Source organism: Jeotgalicoccus meleagridis, assembly GCF_903994045.1.
In the GTDB taxonomy this organism is placed as follows: Bacteria; Bacillota; Bacilli; order Staphylococcales; family Salinicoccaceae; genus Jeotgalicoccus; species Jeotgalicoccus meleagridis.
On record NZ_CAJEWD010000008.1, the window covers coordinates 667,568 to 688,245 of the forward strand.

General features: G+C 36.7%; 17 protein-coding genes. 7 read left to right on the forward strand and 10 right to left on the reverse strand.

Translation table 11 applies throughout. The annotated features are described in order from the left end of the window. Window positions 1-37: 37 nt before the first annotated feature. The 5 genes from JEOSCH030_RS08940 to JEOSCH030_RS08960 form a co-directional block, all read right to left on the reverse strand. The gene (locus JEOSCH030_RS08940; RefSeq protein WP_185126292.1) at window positions 38-1,873 is read right to left on the reverse strand and encodes an oligopeptide ABC transporter substrate-binding protein; all 1,836 of its coding nucleotides are present in this window, start codon (window positions 1,871-1,873) and stop codon (window positions 38-40) included. Window positions 1,874-2,033: 160 nt separating this feature from the next. Next, the gene (locus JEOSCH030_RS08945; protein WP_235962280.1) at window positions 2,034-2,930 is read right to left on the reverse strand and encodes an ABC transporter permease; all 897 of its coding nucleotides are present in this window, start codon (window positions 2,928-2,930) and stop codon (window positions 2,034-2,036) included. 195 nt (window positions 2,931-3,125) lie between these two features. Then, a complete protein-coding gene (locus tag JEOSCH030_RS08950) occupies window positions 3,126-4,088 on the reverse strand; it encodes an ABC transporter permease (RefSeq protein ID WP_185126294.1) in 963 nt (320 codons plus the stop codon). 7 nt (window positions 4,089-4,095) lie between these two features. Then, a complete protein-coding gene (locus JEOSCH030_RS08955; protein ID WP_185126295.1) occupies window positions 4,096-5,028 on the reverse strand; it encodes an ATP-binding cassette domain-containing protein in 933 nt (310 codons plus the stop codon). Further along, complete coding sequence (locus JEOSCH030_RS08960; protein ID WP_185126296.1) at window positions 5,025-6,068, reverse strand: ABC transporter ATP-binding protein; 1,044 nt, start codon at window positions 6,066-6,068, stop codon at window positions 5,025-5,027. Before JEOSCH030_RS08960 ends, JEOSCH030_RS08955 begins: the two co-directional genes overlap by 4 nt. Window positions 6,069-6,360: 292 nt before the next feature. Here JEOSCH030_RS08960 and JEOSCH030_RS08965 point away from each other — a divergent pair, with 292 nt between their 5' ends. The 3 genes from JEOSCH030_RS08965 to JEOSCH030_RS08975 all read left to right on the forward strand — a co-directional run bounded on the left by JEOSCH030_RS08965 (window position 6,361) and on the right by JEOSCH030_RS08975 (window position 9,835). Then, a complete protein-coding gene (locus tag JEOSCH030_RS08965) occupies window positions 6,361-6,558 on the forward strand; it encodes a YjzD family protein (RefSeq protein WP_185126297.1) in 198 nt (65 codons plus the stop codon). A 102-nt stretch (window positions 6,559-6,660) separates the two neighbouring features. Further along, a complete protein-coding gene (gene glpK, locus JEOSCH030_RS08970; protein ID WP_185126298.1) occupies window positions 6,661-8,157 on the forward strand; it encodes a glycerol kinase GlpK in 1,497 nt (498 codons plus the stop codon). Window positions 8,158-8,179: 22 nt separating this feature from the next. Continuing rightward, window positions 8,180-9,835: a glycerol-3-phosphate dehydrogenase/oxidase gene (locus tag JEOSCH030_RS08975; protein ID WP_185126299.1), complete on the forward strand. Its 1,656-nt coding sequence runs from the start codon at window positions 8,180-8,182 to the stop codon at window positions 9,833-9,835. 681 nt (window positions 9,836-10,516) lie between these two features. Here JEOSCH030_RS08975 and clpB read toward each other — a convergent pair. After that, on the reverse strand, window positions 10,517-13,108 hold the full coding sequence (gene clpB / locus JEOSCH030_RS08980; protein WP_185126300.1) for an ATP-dependent chaperone ClpB: 2,592 nt from the start codon (window positions 13,106-13,108) through the stop codon (window positions 10,517-10,519). A 152-nt stretch (window positions 13,109-13,260) separates the two neighbouring features. On the opposite strand from clpB, the gene JEOSCH030_RS08985 reads away from it, so the two are divergent. Beyond that, window positions 13,261-14,085: an undecaprenyl-diphosphate phosphatase gene (locus tag JEOSCH030_RS08985; protein WP_185126301.1), complete on the forward strand. Its 825-nt coding sequence runs from the start codon at window positions 13,261-13,263 to the stop codon at window positions 14,083-14,085. 52 nt (window positions 14,086-14,137) lie between these two features. Here the strand turns inward: JEOSCH030_RS08985 and JEOSCH030_RS08990 are convergent, their stop codons facing one another. Continuing rightward, the gene (locus tag JEOSCH030_RS08990) at window positions 14,138-14,434 is read right to left on the reverse strand and encodes a metal-sulfur cluster assembly factor (protein ID WP_407929475.1); all 297 of its coding nucleotides are present in this window, start codon (window positions 14,432-14,434) and stop codon (window positions 14,138-14,140) included. Window positions 14,435-14,567: 133 nt separating this feature from the next. Here JEOSCH030_RS08990 and JEOSCH030_RS08995 point away from each other — a divergent pair, with 133 nt between their 5' ends. Genes JEOSCH030_RS08995 through JEOSCH030_RS09005 form a run of 3 tightly spaced genes read left to right on the forward strand, consistent with a single transcriptional unit; the run spans window position 14,568 to window position 17,584 of the window. Further along, a complete protein-coding gene (locus tag JEOSCH030_RS08995; RefSeq protein ID WP_185126303.1) occupies window positions 14,568-15,389 on the forward strand; it encodes a Cof-type HAD-IIB family hydrolase in 822 nt (273 codons plus the stop codon). An 11-nt stretch (window positions 15,390-15,400) separates the two neighbouring features. Next, the gene (locus JEOSCH030_RS09000; RefSeq protein ID WP_185126304.1) at window positions 15,401-16,243 is read left to right on the forward strand and encodes a DegV family protein; all 843 of its coding nucleotides are present in this window, start codon (window positions 15,401-15,403) and stop codon (window positions 16,241-16,243) included. Between the two features lie 3 nt (window positions 16,244-16,246). Then, a complete protein-coding gene (locus JEOSCH030_RS09005; protein WP_185126305.1) occupies window positions 16,247-17,584 on the forward strand; it encodes a CoA-disulfide reductase in 1,338 nt (445 codons plus the stop codon). Window positions 17,585-17,769: 185 nt separating this feature from the next. Here the strand turns inward: JEOSCH030_RS09005 and JEOSCH030_RS09010 are convergent, their stop codons facing one another. The 3 genes from JEOSCH030_RS09010 to JEOSCH030_RS09020 all read right to left on the reverse strand — a co-directional run bounded on the left by JEOSCH030_RS09010 (window position 17,770) and on the right by JEOSCH030_RS09020 (window position 20,644). Next, window positions 17,770-19,182 (reverse strand): alpha-amylase family glycosyl hydrolase, encoded by a 1,413-nt coding sequence (locus JEOSCH030_RS09010; RefSeq protein WP_185126306.1) that lies wholly within the window; start codon window positions 19,180-19,182, stop codon window positions 17,770-17,772. Window positions 19,183-19,320: 138 nt separating this feature from the next. After that, on the reverse strand, window positions 19,321-19,701 hold the full coding sequence (locus JEOSCH030_RS09015; RefSeq protein ID WP_185126307.1) for a DUF1516 family protein: 381 nt from the start codon (window positions 19,699-19,701) through the stop codon (window positions 19,321-19,323). A 52-nt stretch (window positions 19,702-19,753) separates the two neighbouring features. Further along, on the reverse strand, window positions 19,754-20,644 hold the full coding sequence (locus JEOSCH030_RS09020; protein WP_185126308.1) for a fumarylacetoacetate hydrolase family protein: 891 nt from the start codon (window positions 20,642-20,644) through the stop codon (window positions 19,754-19,756). Window positions 20,645-20,678: the final 34 nt, after the last annotated feature.

Consider the following 20,678-nt stretch of genomic DNA (forward strand, 5'->3'; position numbering starts at 1 on the left):
CTGAAATCCTTAAGGATTTCAGTGCTCAATATTTCTATTATTCTGCGTCTTCTACACCAACACGGTACCATAATAGATCTTCATTGTACTCATAGTCTTCAGAGTAGTTAATTACTCTTTCATTAACTGGAGTAACGAATGCACGGTAAAGTGTAGGAATTACAGGAATTTCTTCTGCCATTAACTCAGCCCACTCGTTGTAGATTTCTTTTCTACGGTCGATATCAAGTGCTTCTTCTGAGTTACCTTGTTCTAGTAAAGCAGTCGCTTCTTCTGATTCATATCTAGTGTAGTTAAATGGAGCAGTCGGACCATATAGACCAGATGGGTCAACATCAGAACCAACACCCCAAGCACCTTGGTAGATATCAATTTCAGGATCGTCATTTTCAACCATGTCATAGAATGTGTTAAATTCGATTAGACGACCATTAGTAAGTGATACGTTTAATCCAACATCTCTCCAAGACTGGATGTAGTAGTTTGCAAGTGGTTCAGCGATATCTCCACCAGACATTGACGCAAAGTTAATTTCAAGTGGTTCTCCTTCAGGAGTCTCACGCATACCATCGCCATCAGTATCTTCGTAACCAGCTTCATCTAGAATGCGATTTGCTTCTTCTGGATCGTATTCAGGTACTTCAATTTCTTCATGCCAGTTTGCATGGTATGGAGTAATTAGAGAAGTTGCCTTCCAACGTAAGCCGTTGTAGAATCTTTCACCAATCGCATCGTTATCAACTGCATGCCACATTGCACGACGTAATTCTACGTCACCCATTTTCATTTCTTCTGGTTTGTAGTCTACTTTACCTTCATCAGCGTTCCAAGAACCAAGTTTGAAACCGATGTAAGTGTATGAACCTTCAACGTTTGATAACCATTCTACACCTTCCATGTCAGCGACATCTGGGAATTGGTCAGTTGGGAAGCTCTTAGCAATGTCAACTTCACCTGATTCAACTGCACTCGCAATTGAAGATGGTGCAATTACACGAACGTTAACTTCTGAAAGTCCTGGCTCACCGCGCCAGTAATCTTCGAATTTAGACATTGAGATAGATTCACCAGATACGATTGAATCTACTTTGTAAGGTCCAATACCAATTGGATTCTCACGAGTTTGTGGTGCTGCTGCCATATCTTTAACTTCTACACCTTCATAGTAGTGAGTTGGGAAAGCATAAGCCCAGAAACCACCAGCAGTGAGTGATGGTGCAAGCTCTTTGTAAGTAAATACTGCAGTTTTATCGTCAACAATCTCAATACCTGAGATTTCATCTGCATCTCCTGCACGGTACTCTTCAAATCCTTCAATTAATGTAAAGCCATCTGTAGAACCACGGACACCATCATAATCAGGATGACCGATTACTTCATATGATGAAACGTAGTCTTGAATCGTTAAATCAGTGCCATCGTGCCATTTAACACCATCACGAACAGTAAATGTTACTGTTTTATCGTCTTCGTTGATTTCGTATGTGATCGCACCATCATTTGTATACTGGAAGTCAGCATTCATAGATAATACTGCTTCATCAAAGTGAGCCATCATATCTGCATCTGGTGCACCGTTATAGAAAGCCCAGTTTAATGTACCTTCAAATGGTGTATCAGAAGAGTAACCGATGTTTAATGTACCCTCACCTGATGGATCTCCTGTATTAGAAACTGTTTTAGGGAAATCTTCATAGTTGTAGATTTCGCCTCCCCCTTCTGCTGTATCTCCTGATTCATCAGATGATGCATCATCACTAGACTCGTCAGATGAATCTTCAGATGATTCGTCGCCTCCGCCACATGCAGCAAGTGCAAGGACAAGCGCTAACATCATGAAGAATAAAAGCCTTGACCAAGAAATTTTAGTCATTGTTCTTCCTCCTTTGTTCTTTTTTTGATATATATACAAAGCCCAGACCCTGAACTTATGTATCGAAGTTAAGCATACATTTTTTGTAATCTTTACTTATTATTCATAGTAGCATAATAATTCAGACATACAAGATAATTTTTAGAAAATTGTGTTATTTTTATGCATTACGCTGTCTAGCATCCCCTGCACGTCTAAGTGCTTCACCAATATTTCTAACGCATAGCATTAACACTAGGATGAGAATGGCAGCAGGTGCCCATATCCACCATCTGTTTTGCAGTGTTTGTGTTTGAATCGCATATGCCATTAGAGTACCAAGTGATGGTGTACTCTCAGGGAAACCGAAACCGATGAATGATAGACCTGACTCAATACCGATATTGGCTGCAAGTGACAAGGTACCATTAACGATAATTAGACCGACTAAGTTAGGCATTACCTGTTTAAAGATGATCTTGATGTGTGATGAGCCTAGTGTTCTAGATGCATTAACATAATCGAGTTCTCTTTCCTGCATAGCAACTGAACGTATAAGTCTTGCAGTTCCCGTCCATAAGAAGGCTGCCATGATAAGTGAGAATGTCCAAATATCATAAGTTGGAACGATTGCAACAAATACTACGATGATCATTAAGAATGGTAGAACCATGAAGAAGTCGACAACACGCATCATCGCATTATCTATATGTCCACCAAAGTATCCTGAAACGACACCGTAAACTATTCCAAAACCAACACTAATAACAGTAACTAAAATACCAATAGCTAATGAGTTTCTAGTACCGATAATTAATTGACCAAAAATATCACGGCCACCATAGTCAGTTCCTAATCTAAAAGTGTCATTAGGTGGTTGGTTGATAGAAAATAGGTCAACCTTAACAATTTCTGATTGATTTAAAAACATAGTCAATCCGAATACATAAGCTGTAATAATCACTAAAATAATCAGTGAGAATAAGGCGAGTTTATCTGAAATAACTTCTTCAAATAAGATTCTCCAACCTGGCTTACTCTTAGGTAAGCGTTTCATATCAGTTGCACCCTGCCCCATTACACCATGAGGAAGATCTGCTTTAATACTCATATCTAGTTCTCTTGCTTCACTTGAAGATTTTTCATCTTCTATTTGGAAACCGTCCCGCACTTTCGTTGGGGTGTGGTCCTTATTATCTGTATCGTCATCATGCTCATAGTTTTTATATTGCTCATCTTTGTTCTTATCTTTCTCTGACATTTACACCCCTCCTTATTTGATGCGGATACGAGGATCCACAATGCTTAAAATAATATCTGACAGTAATGCACCGAGTATCGATAACATACCGAAGACTAAAATCAAGACGTTAGCAACTGAGAAGTCGCGAATAGAAATTGATTCTAGGAATAAACGACCCATACCTGGGTATCCGTAAATTGTTTCAATAAATAGTGATCCACCTAACAGTGATGTAATTTCATATCCAAAGAATGCTGCGATAGGTAGAATTGAGTTTCTGAAAATGTGTTTTGTATACACTTTACCTTCAGATACCCCTTTAGCACGCGCTAAAGTAACGAAGTCTTTTTGCTTAGTTTCAATAATTCCACTTCTTAAATATTGAACCGTTCCAACTAAACCAATCAGTGCAATAGAGAAACTTGGTAATACTAAGTGTTGGAACTTACTGATTACATATTCAAGCGTTCCTGGTGTCACACCGACACCGACGGATCCTCCAGTTGGTAACCAACCAAGTGTATAACCAAATACTAAGAGCATTACAAGACCGAAGATGAATGTTGGTGTTGCAAATCCTAAGTATGTGTATCCAGTAATCGCACTATCTAACAATGAATCATTCCAACGACCTGAAATTAATCCAAGTGGTAGACCGATTAAGTAGATTAATACTGTTGAGAATAAACCTAACCAAACTGTATTCAACATACGATCACCGATGACATCGAGTACTGGTTGTTGTTTGAAGAATGAATGTCCAAAGTCACCTTGTAACATGGCTACAACCCAGTCTTTGTACTGGATATACCATGGATCATTCAAGCCCATTTGTTCTCTTAGACGCTCGATCTGTTCGACTGGTATGGTTGGGTCAATGAGTCCACTTAAAGCATCACCTGGCATAAGTGAACCGATAAAGAATACTAATATACTTAATAAAATAACTTGTGGCAGTGAAATTATTAGTCGTCGAATAATAAATTTAATCATTCAAGCGTCACCCCTTTGCAGGTAAAGCGACTTTATGCGTCGGAGAAATATTTACCAACGGCAATGCCTTACCTTCCTCATCTAAATATTCATGGAAATGTTCTTCATACTCTTCTTTAATCGTTTGACGAACTTCAAGATTCTCTTCAATCTTATCTACATCTGTATCTGGTATCGCTGCAATGAGTCGCTTCGTATAAAGGTGTTGAGGATTATTAAAAATCTCTTCAGTTGTACCTTCTTCAACTAGACGACCCTGATACATAATGCCGATATGCTGACACATGTGTCTGACTACCCCTAAGTCATGTGCGATGAAGAGCATTGTTAAGTTCATTTCTTCTTGAATATCTTGCATGAAGTTTAAAACTTGAGCCTGAACTGATACATCTAGAGCGGAAACTGGTTCATCTGCAATAATCAATTCCGGATTTAAAGCAATCGCTCTTGCGACCCCAATTCTCTGTCTTTGTCCCCCTGAGAATTCGTGTGGGTATTTATAGAGAGAGCCTGGTGGCAATCCTACTTTTTGTAGTAACCCCAAAACTTCAGCTATAAGCTCATCTTTAGTGCGTTTATGATAATTTCTAATCGGTTCAGAAACGATATCAAAGACACGTTTACGTACATTTAATGAAGAATAAGGATCCTGAAAAATCATTTGAATCTCCTTTGAATTCTCCACTGATTTACCACTACCGCTAATTGCTTTCCCCTTAAATAAAATTTCTCCCTCAGTGATATGGTTAAGTCCAATCACTGCCTTACCTGTTGTTGTTTTCCCCGAACCGGACTCCCCTACAAGTCCATATGTAGTACCGTCTGGTATAGTCAGTGACACCCCATCAACTGCTTTGACATAATCCTTAACGGTATTAAAGAAACCACCCCTAATTGGGTAATATACTTTTAAATCTTTGATTTCAAGAAGGTTACTCATTCTGTCACCTCGTCTATTTCTTCCATTTGTGCCGCTTCAACTTCAATAGATGTTTCTCTATCAGATTTAAGATAAAAATTCTTATAACAAGTACAGCGAACATAATGATTTGGACTGATCTCTCTTAACTGTGGATTGTGTTCATGTTCATCATCATCAATCCACGGAATACGTGGTGCAAAACGGCAAGAATCTCTTTCCATTTTATTTAAAGGTGGAACAACACCTTCAATGACATGTAATTTAGATCCTTGTACATCATCGCTCGGTAAAGAGTTCAACAGAGATCTCGTGTATGGATGTTTCGGGTCTTTAAACAATTCTCTAGCTGGTGCAATTTCAACAATTTGCCCGGCATACATAACTGCAACCCTATCTGCCATCTCTGCAACGACACCTAAGTCGTGAGTGATTAGTAAAACACCTGAATTTAAATCATCTTGTAACTCTCTAATTAAATCCAAAATCTGAGCCTGGATGGTAACGTCTAGTGCTGTTGTTGGTTCATCGGCAATTAATAACTTCGGACGATTGGCAATCGCAATGGCAATAACAACACGTTGCCTCATACCACCTGAAAGTTCATGAGGGAATGATTCCCCAACTCTTTCTGCTCTTGGAATTCCTACCCTTCTTAAAAGCTCAATTGCATATTCTTCCCTATCTTCTTTTCTCTTTGTCTTATGAATCTTAAGCGTTTCCATAATTTGATACTTAATTTTCATCAGAGGGTTTAGAGCTGTCATTGGATCTTGGAAGATCATTGATAGTTCTCCGCCTCGAATTGTATTCATCTTATTCTCTTTGATCTTCATAAGATCCTTACCATTGAATAAAACTTCTCCCTCGATTCTTGCTGCACGGTGTAGTTTCATAAGAGAAAAGGCTGTTGCACTCTTACCTGATCCTGACTCTCCAACTAAGGCGACTACTTCATTAGGTTTAATATCTAATGAGACATCATCCACTGCTGGATAGTATTCTCCATCAATTTTGAAGGATGTTGTTAAATTCCTTACACTGAGAAGGTTTTCTTCCACTTAAATCACCTGTACTTTCCCTTTGTTAAACGATTTTCTGCTTAATTCTATTTCTGTTGTTTTATATTGTATAGTTATATCCAAAGAGTGACAATAAAAATTTTCTTAAAATTTACAATTTTCTGTTTTATATTTATTTTTATGCAATGATGTATAACTGTTTGTAAGTCAATTCTATTCAACAACAATAATTTTTGCAAGCGTTTTCAAGGAAAAAATTTTATGGCTATACTTTATGAGTTTTTTACTGTAAAATATTATGTATAAATACGTTGATACGGAGGCTCTCAAAATGAGATATCTCGTTACATTCTTTTGGGCATTTTTATTAATGCAAATGGTAAACTTTATACTTAACAGCCTTGCAGGCGGAGGTCCACTTAATTTTTGGACTGGTATTTTACTCGCATTATTTATATCTTTCGCAGTTTTTGTTATGGATGCTTTGACAAACATTTCAAAAGACCCGAATGCAGGCGACCAACACTAAGCTAGATTTCTTCTGAAATCTAGTTTTTTTTATTGTTTATTTTAAAATATCCATAAAAGGGTATAGTCTTCTAATTAAAAATGGATAATCTAGGAGGAAGCTATGAAGAAATACATTATGGCTATCGACCAAGGTACAACAAGCTCAAGAGCAATTCTTGTAGACAAAAATGGAGATATTGTCGCTTCAAGCCAAAAAGAATTCAGGCAATATTTCCCTCAATCAGGATGGGTTGAACATAACGCTAATGAAATTTGGAGTTCTGTTCTTAGCGTTGTTGGGAGTGTTTTAATTGAAAACAATATTACTCCAGCTCAAATAGATTCGATTGGTATTACTAATCAAAGAGAAACGACAGTCGTTTGGGATAAAGAAACAGGTCTTCCAATCTATAATGCGATTGTCTGGCAGTCTAGGCAAACAAATGATATTTGTCGAGACTTAAGAGAAGATGGTTTGGAGGAAGTTTTTAAAGAGAAAACTGGTCTCGTAATCGACCCTTATTTTTCTGCGACTAAAATTAAATGGATTCTAGATCACGTAAATGGTGCAAAAGAAAAAGCAAAAAATGGAGAACTCTTATTTGGTACAATTGACAGCTGGTTAATATGGAAGTTTACTGAAGGCGAACATCATATCACTGACTACACCAACGCCAGCCGCACTCTACTATATAATATTTATGATTTATCTTGGGATGATGAACTACTCGCTATTTTAGATATACCTAAAAGCATGCTGCCAGAAGTTAAATCCTCAAGCGAAATATATGGCTATACAACAAAATCTCATTTTTTTGGTTACAACATACCTTTAGCTGGCATGGCAGGCGATCAACAAGCTGCCCTATTCGGTCAGACTTGTTTCAATAAAGGAGAAGCAAAAAACACCTATGGTACTGGATGTTTTCTACTTTTAAACACTGGCTCCACACCTAAAAAAAGTAATAATGGTTTGATTACGACCATTGCTTCTGGCATCGATGGAAAAATTAACTACGCTCTAGAAGGTTCAATATTTGTAGCAGGTAGTGCTGTGCAGTGGTTGAGAGATGGTTTGAAATTCTTCTCAGATTCAAAAATGAGTGAAGATGAGGCTCTATCAGTCAAAACAAGTGACGGGGTCTACGTTGTTCCAGCCTTTACAGGTCTTGGTGCACCCTACTGGGATTCTGACTCTAGAGGTGCAATCTTCGGTTTAAGTAGAGGATCGACTAAAGCTCACATCACTAGAGCAACCTTACAAGCAGTTGCTTATCAAACAAGAGATGTCATCGACGCTATGCAAAAAGATGCAAATATGTCGATTGATAAATTGAGAGTAGATGGCGGAGCAAGCGCTAATGACTTTCTCATGCAATTTCAAGCTGATTTACTGAGTACAACTGTAGAGCGTCCTGTCATACTAGAATCCACTGCTATAGGTGCTGCTTATCTAGCGGGCCTTGCCACAGGATTTTTTGACTCCCAAGATGCACTCAGAGAATTGAATGACACAGAAGCAGTCTTCACAGCGAATATGTCTAAAGACACTAGAGATAAGCTTTACCAAGGATGGCAAACAGCAGTGAAAGCAACACAAGTCTTTAAACCAAATTAATGTGTATATTAGGAGGAAAGTCATGTTAAACGCACTCACTAGAAGTCACAAAATCGAGCATATGGCGAAAACAGAATATGATTTACTTATTATAGGTGGCGGTATCACTGGTGCAGGTATCGCCTTAGATGCAAGTATGAGGGGGCTTAATGTTGCCCTAGTAGAGATGCAAGACTTTTCAGAAGGTACATCTAGCCGTTCGACCAAACTCATTCATGGTGGCTTACGCTACTTAAAACAATTACAGGTCGGTGTGGTTAAAGAGACAGGAAGAGAACGCGCAATTGTCTACGAAAATGGACCACATGTAACAACACCAGAGTGGATGTTACTCCCCTTTCATAAAGGCGGCACGTTTGGTGAATTCACCACTAGTCTCGGTTTAAAAGTTTACGATTCTCTAGCAGTTGTGGATAAGAACGAACGCCGACATATGCTGTCAAAAAAAGAAGTCTTAAACAAGGTGCCACACATCAAAAAAACTGGTCTTAAAGGTGGCGGCTATTACGTAGAATATAAAACTGATGACTCTAGATTAACAATAGAGGTTATGAAAAAAGCTGCGACTTATGGCGCTGACTTAGTAAACTATTTAAAAGCTGATGGTTTTATCTACCAAGACGGTCAAGTTTGTGGTGTCACAGCGACAGATACCTTGTCGAAAGAAAATTATACAATACATGCCAAAACTGTCGTTAATGCTGCTGGTCCTTGGGTAGACGACATCAGAAATATTAATGGTGAATCCACACAAGATAAAAAGCATTTAATTCATACAAAAGGTGTCCATATCGTCTTTAAACAAGAAGATTTTCCTTTAACACAGGCTGTCTACTTTGACACTGAAAATGATGGTCGAATGATTTTTGCTATTCCTAGACAAGGAAAAACTTATGTCGGTACGACTGACACTTTTTATACAGAAGATAAAGTTACACCTATAGCCAATAAAGAAGATAAGGATTATCTAGTTAATGCCATCAACTATATGTTTCCATCCCTTCAAATTTCGAGTGATATGATTGAATCCTCCTGGGCAGGAATTCGCCCTTTAATCCAAGCTGCAAAGAGTAAAAATGCATCAGCTATTTCACGTAAGGATGAAATTTGGCACAGTGATAGTGGTTTAATTACCATTGCTGGTGGCAAATTGACTGGCTATCGCCATATGGCTGAAGAAATTATAGATGTTGTTAGTGATGTTCTAAAAAGAAAATATAAGATGACCATTAAAAAAGTATCGACTAAAGATGAGACGATTTCAGGTGGAGACGTTGGTGGTAGTGTCGGCTATACCAATTATGCCGAACAAGTCAGTCGTAAAGCTCCGAGCTATGGTCTAACTATAGAAGAAGGCCATATGCTTGCTCTTAAATATGGATCGAATGCCGAAGATGTGTATCAATATGCAGGTATTAGTAATGACAATCATAAAAAATATGATTTACCAAAATCCTTATATGCTGAAGTCATCTATTCTGTTTTACACGAAATGGTCGTTAAACCAACTGACTTTCTAGTTAGACGTAGCGGTAAACTATACTTTGCTATAGAAGAAGTTGAAAAGTATCGACGAGGCATAGAAAGATTACTGGCAGATACGCTGACTTGGACTGACGAAGAATATACACAATATATAGAAGAAGTTGATCAAGCAATTAAAGATACACAAAAATAAATATGGATTGGAGTTGGGATATAAGTCTAGCTTTTTTATTAAAAGTATTGAAAATTCCATTGAATGTGTCTGAATTGATGTCAAATAGACAAAATGAGCTGAAAAGTCTATTGGGCATGTCAAAAATGATGTCGTATAGACAAAATGAGCTGAAAAGTCTATTGGGCATGTCAAAACTGATGTCGTATAGACAAAATGAGCTGAAAAGTCTATTGGACATGTCATAAATGATATCGTATAGACAAAATGAGCTGAAAAGTCTATTGGACATGTCATAAATGATATCGTATAGACAAAATGAGCTGAAAAGTCTATTGGACATGTCAGAAATGATGCCTGATAGACAAAAAAGTAAAAATCTATATAATCTCTATTGTAAATTTGTCCACATTTAAGTTAATATTTAATTGAGTCATTTCATATCTCTCCCATCAATGTTTGTTGTGGTAACTACATTGTACTATAGAGATCTGATTTGACTCTTTTTCTTTATTACACAATATTATGGACTTAATCAGATTTTTTTACATGACTTATCACCATTCCTATAACATAAATTCCGTCTCAAAATAAAAATGCTCCCCCTTAAGTTTTTCTACTTAAGGGGGAGCATTTCAAATATAAGATTGCAAAGCTATATCACTTACTTCGCCAGGACTTTTGTCCCAACCCAAGCTTTTTTTAGTTTAAGTCAAATACAACTTGACCATCTTTTAGATTTGCAACGATATTCGTACCTTCTGGTAAATCGTTAGCAATTATTTTACGAGCAAGTGGTGTTTCAATTTGTCTTTGAATGAAACGTTTCATTGGTCTTGCCCCAAATTGTGGTTCATAAGAGCTTTCTGCTACCCACTCTTTAACCTCTTTAGAAACATCTAGGTGTAAGTGTTGATCACTTAAGCGGTTATTTAAATCAACTAACATACGGTCAACAATCATTGTCATATTATTCTGTGATAGTGGACTGAACATGACGATGTCATCCATACGGTTAATAATCTCAGGTTTGAAATACTTATGAACTTCATTCATGACAACTTCACGGGTTTTATCGTTTAGTTCTCCACCTTGGACGACGGTGTCTAAAAGATGTTGGGAACCGATATTTGAAGTCATGATAATAATTGTGTTTTTAAAGTTAACACTTTGACCTTTTGAGTCTGTTAATCGTCCTTCATCTAGTAATTGTAAAAGGATGTTAAAAACGTCTGAATGTGCTTTTTCGACCTCATCTAAAAGTATAACAGAGTATGGTTGACGTCTTACTGCTTCGGTTAATTGACCGCCTGCCTGATGGCCGACATATCCTGGTGGTGCACCAATCAATCTAGAGACTGAATGTTTTTCCATATACTCAGACATATCGATTCTAATCATATGTTTTTCTGAATCAAACATAGTAGCAGCTAAAGCTTTAGCTAGTTCTGTCTTACCGACACCAGTCGGTCCTAAGAAGAGGAAGCTACCAATCGGACGGTTAGGATCCTTAACACCTGCTCTCGCACGAATGACAGCATCAGCTACTAAATCTACCGCTTCATCTTGACCGACTACTCTTTCATGAAGAATGTCTGAAAGTTTTAGTAGTTTATCTCTTTCTGTTTCCACGAGCTTAGTTACTGGTATGCCTGTCCATTGGCTGACGATAAAGCCAATTTCTTCTTCTGTAACAACCTCTCTAATAATACGGTTATCATCAGAACTGTTTTTTTGTAGTTCTGCTTCATACTCAGACAGTTCTTTTTCTAGCTGTGGTAAAGTTCCATGTCTAAGTTTGGCAGCTTTTTCTAACTCATAATTATTCTCTGCGTCTTCTAACTCCTGACGCGCCTGATCAACTGCTGCTCTTTTTTCGTTCACTCGAGCAATTTCTTCTTTTTCTTTTTCTACTTTATTTTGAAGACTTGCTTGTTCTTCTTTCATATCAGCAAGTTCTTCTTGCAATTCATTTAGGCGGTTACGAGATACTTGATCATCTTCATCTTTAAGTGCCTGTTCTTCAATTTCTAACTGCATCACTTTACGATTAATTTGATCTAGTTCTGTTGGATTTGAGCCCATTTCAGTACGTATTGTTGCACTGGCTTGGTCCATTAAATCAATAGCTTTATCCGGTAAAAAGCGGTCTGTAATATAACGATCAGACAGTTCAGCTGCAGCGACAAGTGCACGGTCAGTTATTCTAACACCGTGATGCACTTCATAGCGTTCTTTAAGACCACGTAGAATAGAGATTGTATCTTCGACATCAGGTTCTGGGACTTGTACTTTTTGGAAGCGTCGTTCTAAAGCTGAGTCCTTTTCAATATATTCACGGTACTCATTGATTGTCGTTGCCCCAATACAATGTAATTCACCACGTGCAAGCATTGGTTTCAACATATTTCCGGCATCCATGGCACCATCTGTTTTACCTGCTCCAACTAACATATGAATTTCATCAATAAAGAGCAGAATACGACCTTCTGATTCTTTAACTTCTTTTAGCACTGCTTTTAATCTTTCTTCAAACTCTCCTCGATATTTGGCACCTGCAACTAGTGCAGTTAAGTCCAGTTCAAATACTGTTTTATCTAGGAGACTGTCTGGTACGTCTTTACGTACAATTCTTTGAGCTAGTCCTTCAACAATGGCTGTTTTACCCACACCAGGTTCCCCAATTAAGACTGGGTTATTTTTTCTTTTACGACTCAAGATGCGAATGGTGTCACGAATCTCTTCATCTCGACCAATTACAGGGTCGACCTTACCGTTTCTCACATCTTCTACTAAATCGCGTCCATATTTTTCTAATACTTCATATTGATTTTCGGGATTTTGACTTGTCACATGGTTACCCCCTCTTATTTTTTTAATAATTTCTTTAATCACTTCACTTTTATTGCCAACAGTTTCTTTCATTAATGAATCGCTAGATAAACTTCCAAGAAGCATATGTTCCTGGGAAATAAAACTATCATCCATCTGGGTCATTTCTTTTTCAGCAGCTTGATACAGCTTATTAAATCCAGCTGACATATACACACCGTATTCGATGTTGTCCCCTGTAATACTATTATGTTTAGCTAGTTTATCTTTATACTTTTCAATTAACGGATCAACATCTATATTGGCACGTTCCAATATATCTCTTGCCATACTGTCATCAATCGTTAACATGGCGATAATGACTGCTTCAATTTCAATAGATTGTAATTTTTCTTCGACTGATAAGCTTTGAGCACGTTCAATAATGCTCTGTACTTTGACAGTCATTTTATTAATGTCCATTTAACTCACCTCTAGTAAGTAATAAATTAGTTTGACCAAATTTGACCATATATTTATTATACAACTTTATGTGAAATAATCAAGTAAATAGTAGCATTTAGAGACGTTTTAATATATATTAAATATTGGGCAAAATAAGGAGGATTTTTTGCATGGAACTTATAACTTTAATTAAATACGCCTTTCTAGGTCTCTTACAGGGTGTGACTGAACCGATTCCGGTTTCTTCTAGTGGTCACCTTGTTATCGCACGTGAAATTTTTAATATCGAAGCACAAGGATTATCGTTTGAGATTTTCTTAAACACCGCTTCCCTTCTTGCCATTTTATTTGTTTATAGACACGATATTATTAGCATTATTAAAAATTTATGGAGATACCTAGTACAAGGTGCCAGAGATCAAGAAGCCATCACTGATTTCAAATATACAATCTGTCTTATTATCGCCACTATACCTGCTGGTGTAGCTGGACTTCTCTTAAAAGATTTCATTGGTGAAAACATCTCTGTAGGTTTTGTTGGTCTTATGCTGTTTGTCACTGGTATCGCACTTTGGTTTATTAAAAATAAACGAGGCGATAAAAGAGATGGTGACCTTACAATCAAGGATTCAATCATCGTTGGATTATCACAATGTATTGCTCTAACGCCTGGTATTTCTCGTAGTGGTGCAACAATTGTTGGTTCAATTGCTGTAGGTTTAAGTCAGAAAAATGCTTTACGATTCGCTTTTCTACTATATATACCTGTGTCACTTGGAACAGCACTCATTTCTGTAGGAGATATTGTGAATGATCCAAATATGAATACCCTTTGGCTCGCATATTTAATCGCTTTTGTAATCACACTCTTTGCAACTTACTTTGCAGTTAAGTGGTTACAGAACATCATGGAAAAAGGAAATTTAATTATCTTTACTTACTATTGTTTCGCACTTGGTACTTTCGCTATTTTATATCAATTTATTTGGGCATAAAAAATTCCACGAAGATCATCTTCGTGGAATTTTCTGTTCAAAAATATTTAACTTAGCTTACGCCTAAAGCAATTTTAGCGTAACGGCTCATCTTATCCTTATCCCATGGTGGGTTCCAGACGATTGCAACTTTTACATCTTTGATTTCAGGTAGTTCCATTAAAACGTGTTCCACCTGACCAATAATTTGAGGTCCCATTGGGCAACCCATTGATGTTAAAGTCATTTCGACTCCAGCTGTGCCTTCATCATCTAAGTTGACGCCATAAACTAAACCTAAGTTTACTATATCGATACCGAGCTCCGGGTCAATAACATTCTCTAACGCACCGTACATGCTTTCTTCCATAGCTTTATCCAAGATAATCACTCCTTACTTACTATATAATACTTACTATACCAAAAATTATACATTCCTTAAATATAAATGCTATTATTGAGAAGAAACATTATTCTTAAACACTGACAAAAGGGAGATTTATATGGACAAGTATTTAATTTGTTTAGACTTAGACGGCACGCTTTTAACAGATGAAAAAAAGATTAGTCCTTTTACAAAACAAGTGCTTACGACGCTTAAACAAGAAGGGCATGAACTAATGATTTCTACTGGCCGTCCTTATAGAGCAACCGTACCTTATTATAAAGAATTAAAACTCACAACACCTGTCGTCAACTTCAATGGTGCCTTTGTCCACCATCCAACTGACTTCAATTTCATTAATAAACATGAAACCTTAACTAAAGAGGTCACTCAGCAAATTGCTAAAAAAGTTCCTGAATTAAATATTAAAAATATTGTTGCAGAAGTTAAAGACAACATATATATGCATTATCATGACAGTGTACTTTTCGATGCCTTTACTATGGGTGATCCTAAGATAAGTGTTGGAGAGTTAGATAAGACAGTCCAAGAAGAAGTGACATCTATACTAGTGCAGGCAGAAGAATCAGAAATGCCTCAGATTAGAAAAACATTAGATGAACTCTTTGCAGAAGTCATTGAACAAAGACGCTGGGGGGCACCATATCCAGTACTTGAAATAATCAAAAAAGGAATTAACAAAGCTGTTGGCGTTGATTATGCAAGATCTTACCTAGATATTCCACAGAAGAATACAATCGCTTTTGGCGATGAAGATAACGATACTGAGATGTTGCAGTATGTTGAACATGGTGTAGCTATGAAGAATGGTATCGATGACATCAAAGCGATTTCTAAATATGTTACTAAATATAACAATAATAATGATGGAATCGGACACTTCTTAAACGACTTCTTCGATTTACGTCTAAATCCTTAAGGAGGAATATTATGAGACTACTAATTGACAGTTGTTCTGATTTAAGCTTAGAAAGAGCGCATGAATTAGGTATAGAAGTTTTACCGCTGGTTATTCAAATAGACGACAAAAGCTATAAGGACCAAATTGAAATCACGAGTGAAGAAGTGATTAACGCCATTAAAGATGGGAAGAGACCACTGACTAGCCAACCTAACCCAGAGACATATTTTGAAGTATTTGAACCACTAGTTAAACAAGATGAAAGTATTATCTATCTAGGTTTCTCTAGTGAGTTGTCAGGTGCCTTCCAAAGTTCAGTCATTGCTAAAGAAATGATTTTAGAAAAATATCCTGATGCTGACATTACTTTAATCAACTCTTATGCAGCAAGTTATGGTCTAGGCATGCTCGTTGAAAGAGCAGCTTCTTACATTAAAAATGAAACCGATAAAGATACGATTATCGAAAAAATAAATGAAGATCTAAAACAAATCAGACACTTATTTACAGTGAATGATTTAAACTACCTTGCTCAAGGGGGACGTTTATCGAAAGGATCAGCATTTTTAGGTAGCTTGTTAAATATTAAGCCCCTACTCCATGTTGAAAATGGACAATTGGTTCCTATTGAAAAACACCGCGGACTAAAGAAAGTCTTTAAGCGTATGGTAGAACTCGCTAAAGAAGAAGGCGCAAGTGGCTTAGCTCATATCACTACAGCTGATGCTGAAAAACACGCCGAAGAATTAAAAGAAAAATTGTTAGCTGAGACTAATATTACAGAGGTTAAGATTTCTAATATCGGACCAACAATTAGTTCACATACTGGCGCTGGCACCGTTGCTTTATTTTACTTTAAGAACGGCCATTAAGTTATGACTAAGATTGCAATCGTCGGCGGAGTAGCTGGTGGTGCCACAGTTGCTTCTCAAATCCGACGTCTAAATAAAGATGCTGAAATCACTATATATGAACGCTACAATGAGATTTCATATGGTGCTTGTGGTATGCCTTATCATATTAGCGGTGAGGTCAGCAGTCGGGATAAGTTACTTAACTTAACACCCGATGACTTTTTAAAGAGAAATATAAAAGTTTCTTTAAATAGTGAAGTTGTTAGTATCGATGCTAGTAAACAAGAACTCACTATAGTCGATTCACAGAGTAAAAATCAGTATCAAGAAGCTTATGATTACCTAGTCCTGTCTCCAGGTGGTAGTCCAAAAGTTATGGCTGAATTAAAAGATGTAGCTCAAGCTTTCTCCATCCATAAAATTCAAGACTTAGATGCACTTTTATCTTATATTGAAAGACATTCAATTAAAGAAGCCATCATGGTCGGTTCTGGTTATGTTGGCTTAGAAGTGACAGAAAATCTAGTAGAGCGCGATATAAAAGTCACTATGCTTCAACATGATGAACGCATTTACAAAAAAATTGAAGCTGATATGAATGATGTCTTATATGACACCATGAAAGAAAAAGGAATCATCTTAAAGACAAATGCTGAAGTTTCATCAGTAGATGGTTTAAAACTCAACTTGAAAAATGGTGAAACCCTGCATGCACCACTAATCATTTCAGCAATTGGTATTGCTCCAAATACAGATTTTCTAAAAAGTTCTAAAATCAATTTAACTGAAAATGGTCTCATTCCAATTAATGAATGTGGTCAAACTAATATTCCTAATATATACGCTTTAGGTGATGCAGTGGAGACTTTTTATCAACACTATCCAAGCTTAAAAGTACAATCTACTTTAGCATGGCCAGCCCACCGACTAGCACATATCATTGCCAATCAAATTTTTGGCGATAAATCCATCAAACATGAAGGACTCTTATCAACAAATATTGTTAAGTTCTTTGACAATGCGGTCGCAAGCTTAGGTCTTAGCGAGAAAGAAGTGCAGGATATTCCTCATTTCGTCGTCGATCAAAAGCAAAAAAACAAATCCGGCTACATGAGTACATCTGTACCGATTCATATCAAAATGTATGTCGAAAAAGACAGTGGTAAGATTTTAAGAGCAGCAGTTGTTGGCACTGAAGGTGTCGATAAGAGAATTGATGTTTTAGCCAGTCATCTTAGATTAGGTGGCAGTGCCTTTGACTTAATCAATATTGAAATTGCTTATGCCCCACCTTTTTCTAGTCCAAAAGATGTGATTAATATGCTCGGATATAAAGCGATTGAAAAAGCTAAAGAATAAACTAAAAAAGAGTGGAACAAAAGCCTTAAAGATAGAGAAAAATATGCGATTATATTTTAAAAGCCGGACGTTAGACTTCTAGGGGAATAGCATCTGCGTGAGACTACAGGCTCACGCGATGCCCCTGAAAAGCTAACGTCCGGCTTATTTATGAAAGGGAATAATTTTGTCCCATCTTCTTTTATTTACGATCTATTTCTTTTGTTCTTCTTACTTCTAGATGCTGCGACCCAAACAAATATTGCAAAGGCCCCAAAAATTATAATACTTGCATATAGATAGCCATTGTTAAAGCCAGCTTCTTCAATAACAGAATATAATTCGGTTTCTTCTCTATCTAGAACTGTAATATACTCACCTTCGTGCGGTCTAATCATGTCTCCAATCAACATTCCACTATATACTTTTCCTTCTTCAGATGCGGATTGTTCGAAGGTGTTACTCTGTGTTTCAGTGGTGTTATTAATATTTAAGATGAAGTCTACATCTGACGTCATGTATCTGACAATATACTGTCCACCTTCATTTAATAAGGTTTCTGTTTCCCCATCTGCCATCACCTTATGACGACCGTATATCGTTGCTATGTTCTCTAGATACTCAGAGACTTCTTTGTCTGTCCACAAGTCCATTTGCGGATGTATTTCTGGATATTCAGCACCATTAAAAGCAACTTCAGTTCCATAGGTCATCGCACTTGGCCCTTGGTAAGCGTAAAGATAGTTAGCTAGCTGTTGAACACGTGTTCCAGGGAACATATTTGCATTCGCTGCATGATAAGTGAATCTTTCTGAAAACCAGTGATCTGCTAAAATAAGTTCCTTACTCTCTGGAAATTCAGGAATTTCTTTATCCACGTCTCCAAATGTTTCTGCTAAGTCAGTTCTAAACTCTTCTCTTGCAACATTGTCGAAACCACTGATTTCAATGCCATCAACAGTTGAGATTCCATATGTAGTAACATCAGTTGGTAAGAAATTCTGACCATCAAGTCCATCTTGTTGAATGAACATACTGATACCATCTACATCATAACGATCAAGAAAACTTTGTAGCATTTCTTTATATTTAGTTTGGTTGTCTACATCACTTAAATCAATAATTTCTCTGTCGATTGTTTGATAATAATCAGCTTGGATATCATTGAAAGCTGGGTCCTCTAAACTCGTATATTCATCTGTTGCTGTTGTTGGCATATCCACAATCACTTTTAAATCTAGCTCGTGTGCTGCATCAAGTAAGCTCTTAAAACCTTCCTCACCACCGTAAGACTCAGCTATAGATGAATAATCTGTCACATCATAACCTAGATAGTCATTATCATCACGTTCAGTGACAGGTGTTAACATTAAAGTGTTAAAGCCCATATCTTTTATGTATTCAAGTTCACTTTCAAGACCTTCAAAGTCTCCTCCGAAAGGATAGTTTGGATCGCCTTCTTCAGTCACACCAACATCATTTGATGTATCTTTATTTAAAAATCTATCGACTGCTATCATATAGATTCTATCTGGTCCTTGTTCTTCTGCAGATATTGGTGGTGCTATAGATAATATCAACATCAAGGACATGATTATGAGCATTGAAATCTTCTTCATTATTTTATCCTACCTTTTCATCATATAGTTCCAAGTATACTAAATTTATATCTGATATTGATTCCTGTCACTAATTCTTCATAATAAATTTAAAAAAAGCTGGAAACCATGTGGTTCCCAGCTAAAATTTACTAAAACCTAAAGTATACCTAAAGGTAATACTGAACCCATAACAATCGTCGCAATGATTAGTACTAATGTCAGAATCATAAGCATAGTTGCGCTTGTTGATTGTTTTTTCAATCTAACAATTGATACTTCCATAAATACTACAGATAAAAGTCCAAGCAATACTTTGATACCATACTGCATATGGCTACCTGAATTTGAGATACCTTCCATATTACCCACGTAAATCATCAGTCCACTAAATAGAACGATAAGGTAGAACAATCTCAAAACCATGTGTAAAATCTTTGCTACTTTATTGTCAGCTGAGTTGTTTCCTCTGTACATAAAGTAGACAACAAGGAATAAAATAATTGACACAACGATTGCGGTTATGTGCAAATGTATCATTGAATAGCCACCTCTTATTAAAAATTAAACCACAGGTATTATACCATATAAATTATTCAATATGGGTTGTAAGCGTACCAATTCCATCAACAGAAACTCTGACAGTATCACCAGATTTTAAGTAACCCTTCGGATTCATAGCAGCACCGACACCAGCAGGTGTACCTGTTGCAATCACATCTCCTGGTTCTAAAGTAATATATTTAGACAACTCAGCAATCATTTCATCAATTTTTCTCACCATTAGGGAAGTACTTCCATCTTGACGAATTTCATCATTTACCTTAGTGACAATGTGCGCATCTTCTGGATCTGGAATCTCATCTTTTGTCACTATATACGGGCCCATTGGTGTTGCTAAACTTTTTGATAAAAAGGCTTGTTTATGTGATTTTTGTAATTCTCGTGCAGAAATATCATTGACGATAGTGTAACCATAAATATAGTCATAAGCCATAGAGCTATCGATATTACGACCTGTTTTACCAATTACTACACCAAGTTCGCCTTCATAATCTAATTCATCAGTCACATCAGCATATGAAGGAATCGTGTCTTCATCCCCTACTAAGCTCGAATTCGCTTTAGTAAAGACATATAATTCTACTTCATTGTTTAATTCTTCTGCATGTTCTTTATAGTTACGCCCAAAACCAATTGTATTATTTGGTGGTTTAACCGGTGCTTTAATATTAATTTCTTCGAATGGTGCTTTATATTGGTCTGCATTTTTTGATGCAGCAGCACTTTCAACTAATTTTCTAACAATCTCTTGGAAATCCAATGTGTGATACTGTGTAATTCCTTCTAATAAGGTTCTAGGATAATCTTTGACATCACTAAAGTCTTCAAATAGTAATGGTAATATCCAAGCACTATCTTCACGTTTCACTTTGACACCATAGTAGTTCTTATCTCTATACTCAAAAGTTAAAAATTTCATTGGACAATCTCCTTTGTTGTGTTTCACTCAGTAT

Bases quoted from the DNA above. Each gene is read 5' to 3' on its own strand.
- JEOSCH030_RS08940 (WP_185126292.1), bottom strand. From the start codon at position 1,873: ATGACTAAAATTTCTTGGTCAAGGCTTTTATTCTTCATGATGTTAGCG.
- JEOSCH030_RS08945 (WP_235962280.1), bottom strand. From the start codon at position 2,930: ATGGGGCAGGGTGCAACTGATATGAAACGCTTACCTAAGAGTAAGCCA.
- JEOSCH030_RS08950 (WP_185126294.1), bottom strand. From the start codon at position 4,088: ATGATTAAATTTATTATTCGACGACTAATAATTTCACTGCCACAAGTT.
- JEOSCH030_RS08955 (WP_185126295.1), bottom strand. From the start codon at position 5,028: ATGAGTAACCTTCTTGAAATCAAAGATTTAAAAGTATATTACCCAATT.
- JEOSCH030_RS08965 (WP_185126297.1), top strand. From the start codon at position 6,361: ATGAGATATCTCGTTACATTCTTTTGGGCATTTTTATTAATGCAAATG.
- glpK (WP_185126298.1), top strand. From the start codon at position 6,661: ATGAAGAAATACATTATGGCTATCGACCAAGGTACAACAAGCTCAAGA.
- JEOSCH030_RS08975 (WP_185126299.1), top strand. From the start codon at position 8,180: ATGTTAAACGCACTCACTAGAAGTCACAAAATCGAGCATATGGCGAAA.
- clpB (WP_185126300.1), bottom strand. From the start codon at position 13,108: ATGGACATTAATAAAATGACTGTCAAAGTACAGAGCATTATTGAACGT.
- JEOSCH030_RS08985 (WP_185126301.1), top strand. From the start codon at position 13,261: ATGGAACTTATAACTTTAATTAAATACGCCTTTCTAGGTCTCTTACAG.
- JEOSCH030_RS08990 (WP_407929475.1), bottom strand. From the start codon at position 14,434: ATGGAAGAAAGCATGTACGGTGCGTTAGAGAATGTTATTGACCCGGAG.
- JEOSCH030_RS08995 (WP_185126303.1), top strand. From the start codon at position 14,568: ATGGACAAGTATTTAATTTGTTTAGACTTAGACGGCACGCTTTTAACA.
- JEOSCH030_RS09000 (WP_185126304.1), top strand. From the start codon at position 15,401: ATGAGACTACTAATTGACAGTTGTTCTGATTTAAGCTTAGAAAGAGCG.
- JEOSCH030_RS09005 (WP_185126305.1), top strand. From the start codon at position 16,247: ATGACTAAGATTGCAATCGTCGGCGGAGTAGCTGGTGGTGCCACAGTT.
- JEOSCH030_RS09010 (WP_185126306.1), bottom strand. From the start codon at position 19,182: ATGAAGAAGATTTCAATGCTCATAATCATGTCCTTGATGTTGATATTA.
- JEOSCH030_RS09015 (WP_185126307.1), bottom strand. From the start codon at position 19,701: ATGATACATTTGCACATAACCGCAATCGTTGTGTCAATTATTTTATTC.
- JEOSCH030_RS09020 (WP_185126308.1), bottom strand. From the start codon at position 20,644: ATGAAATTTTTAACTTTTGAGTATAGAGATAAGAACTACTATGGTGTC.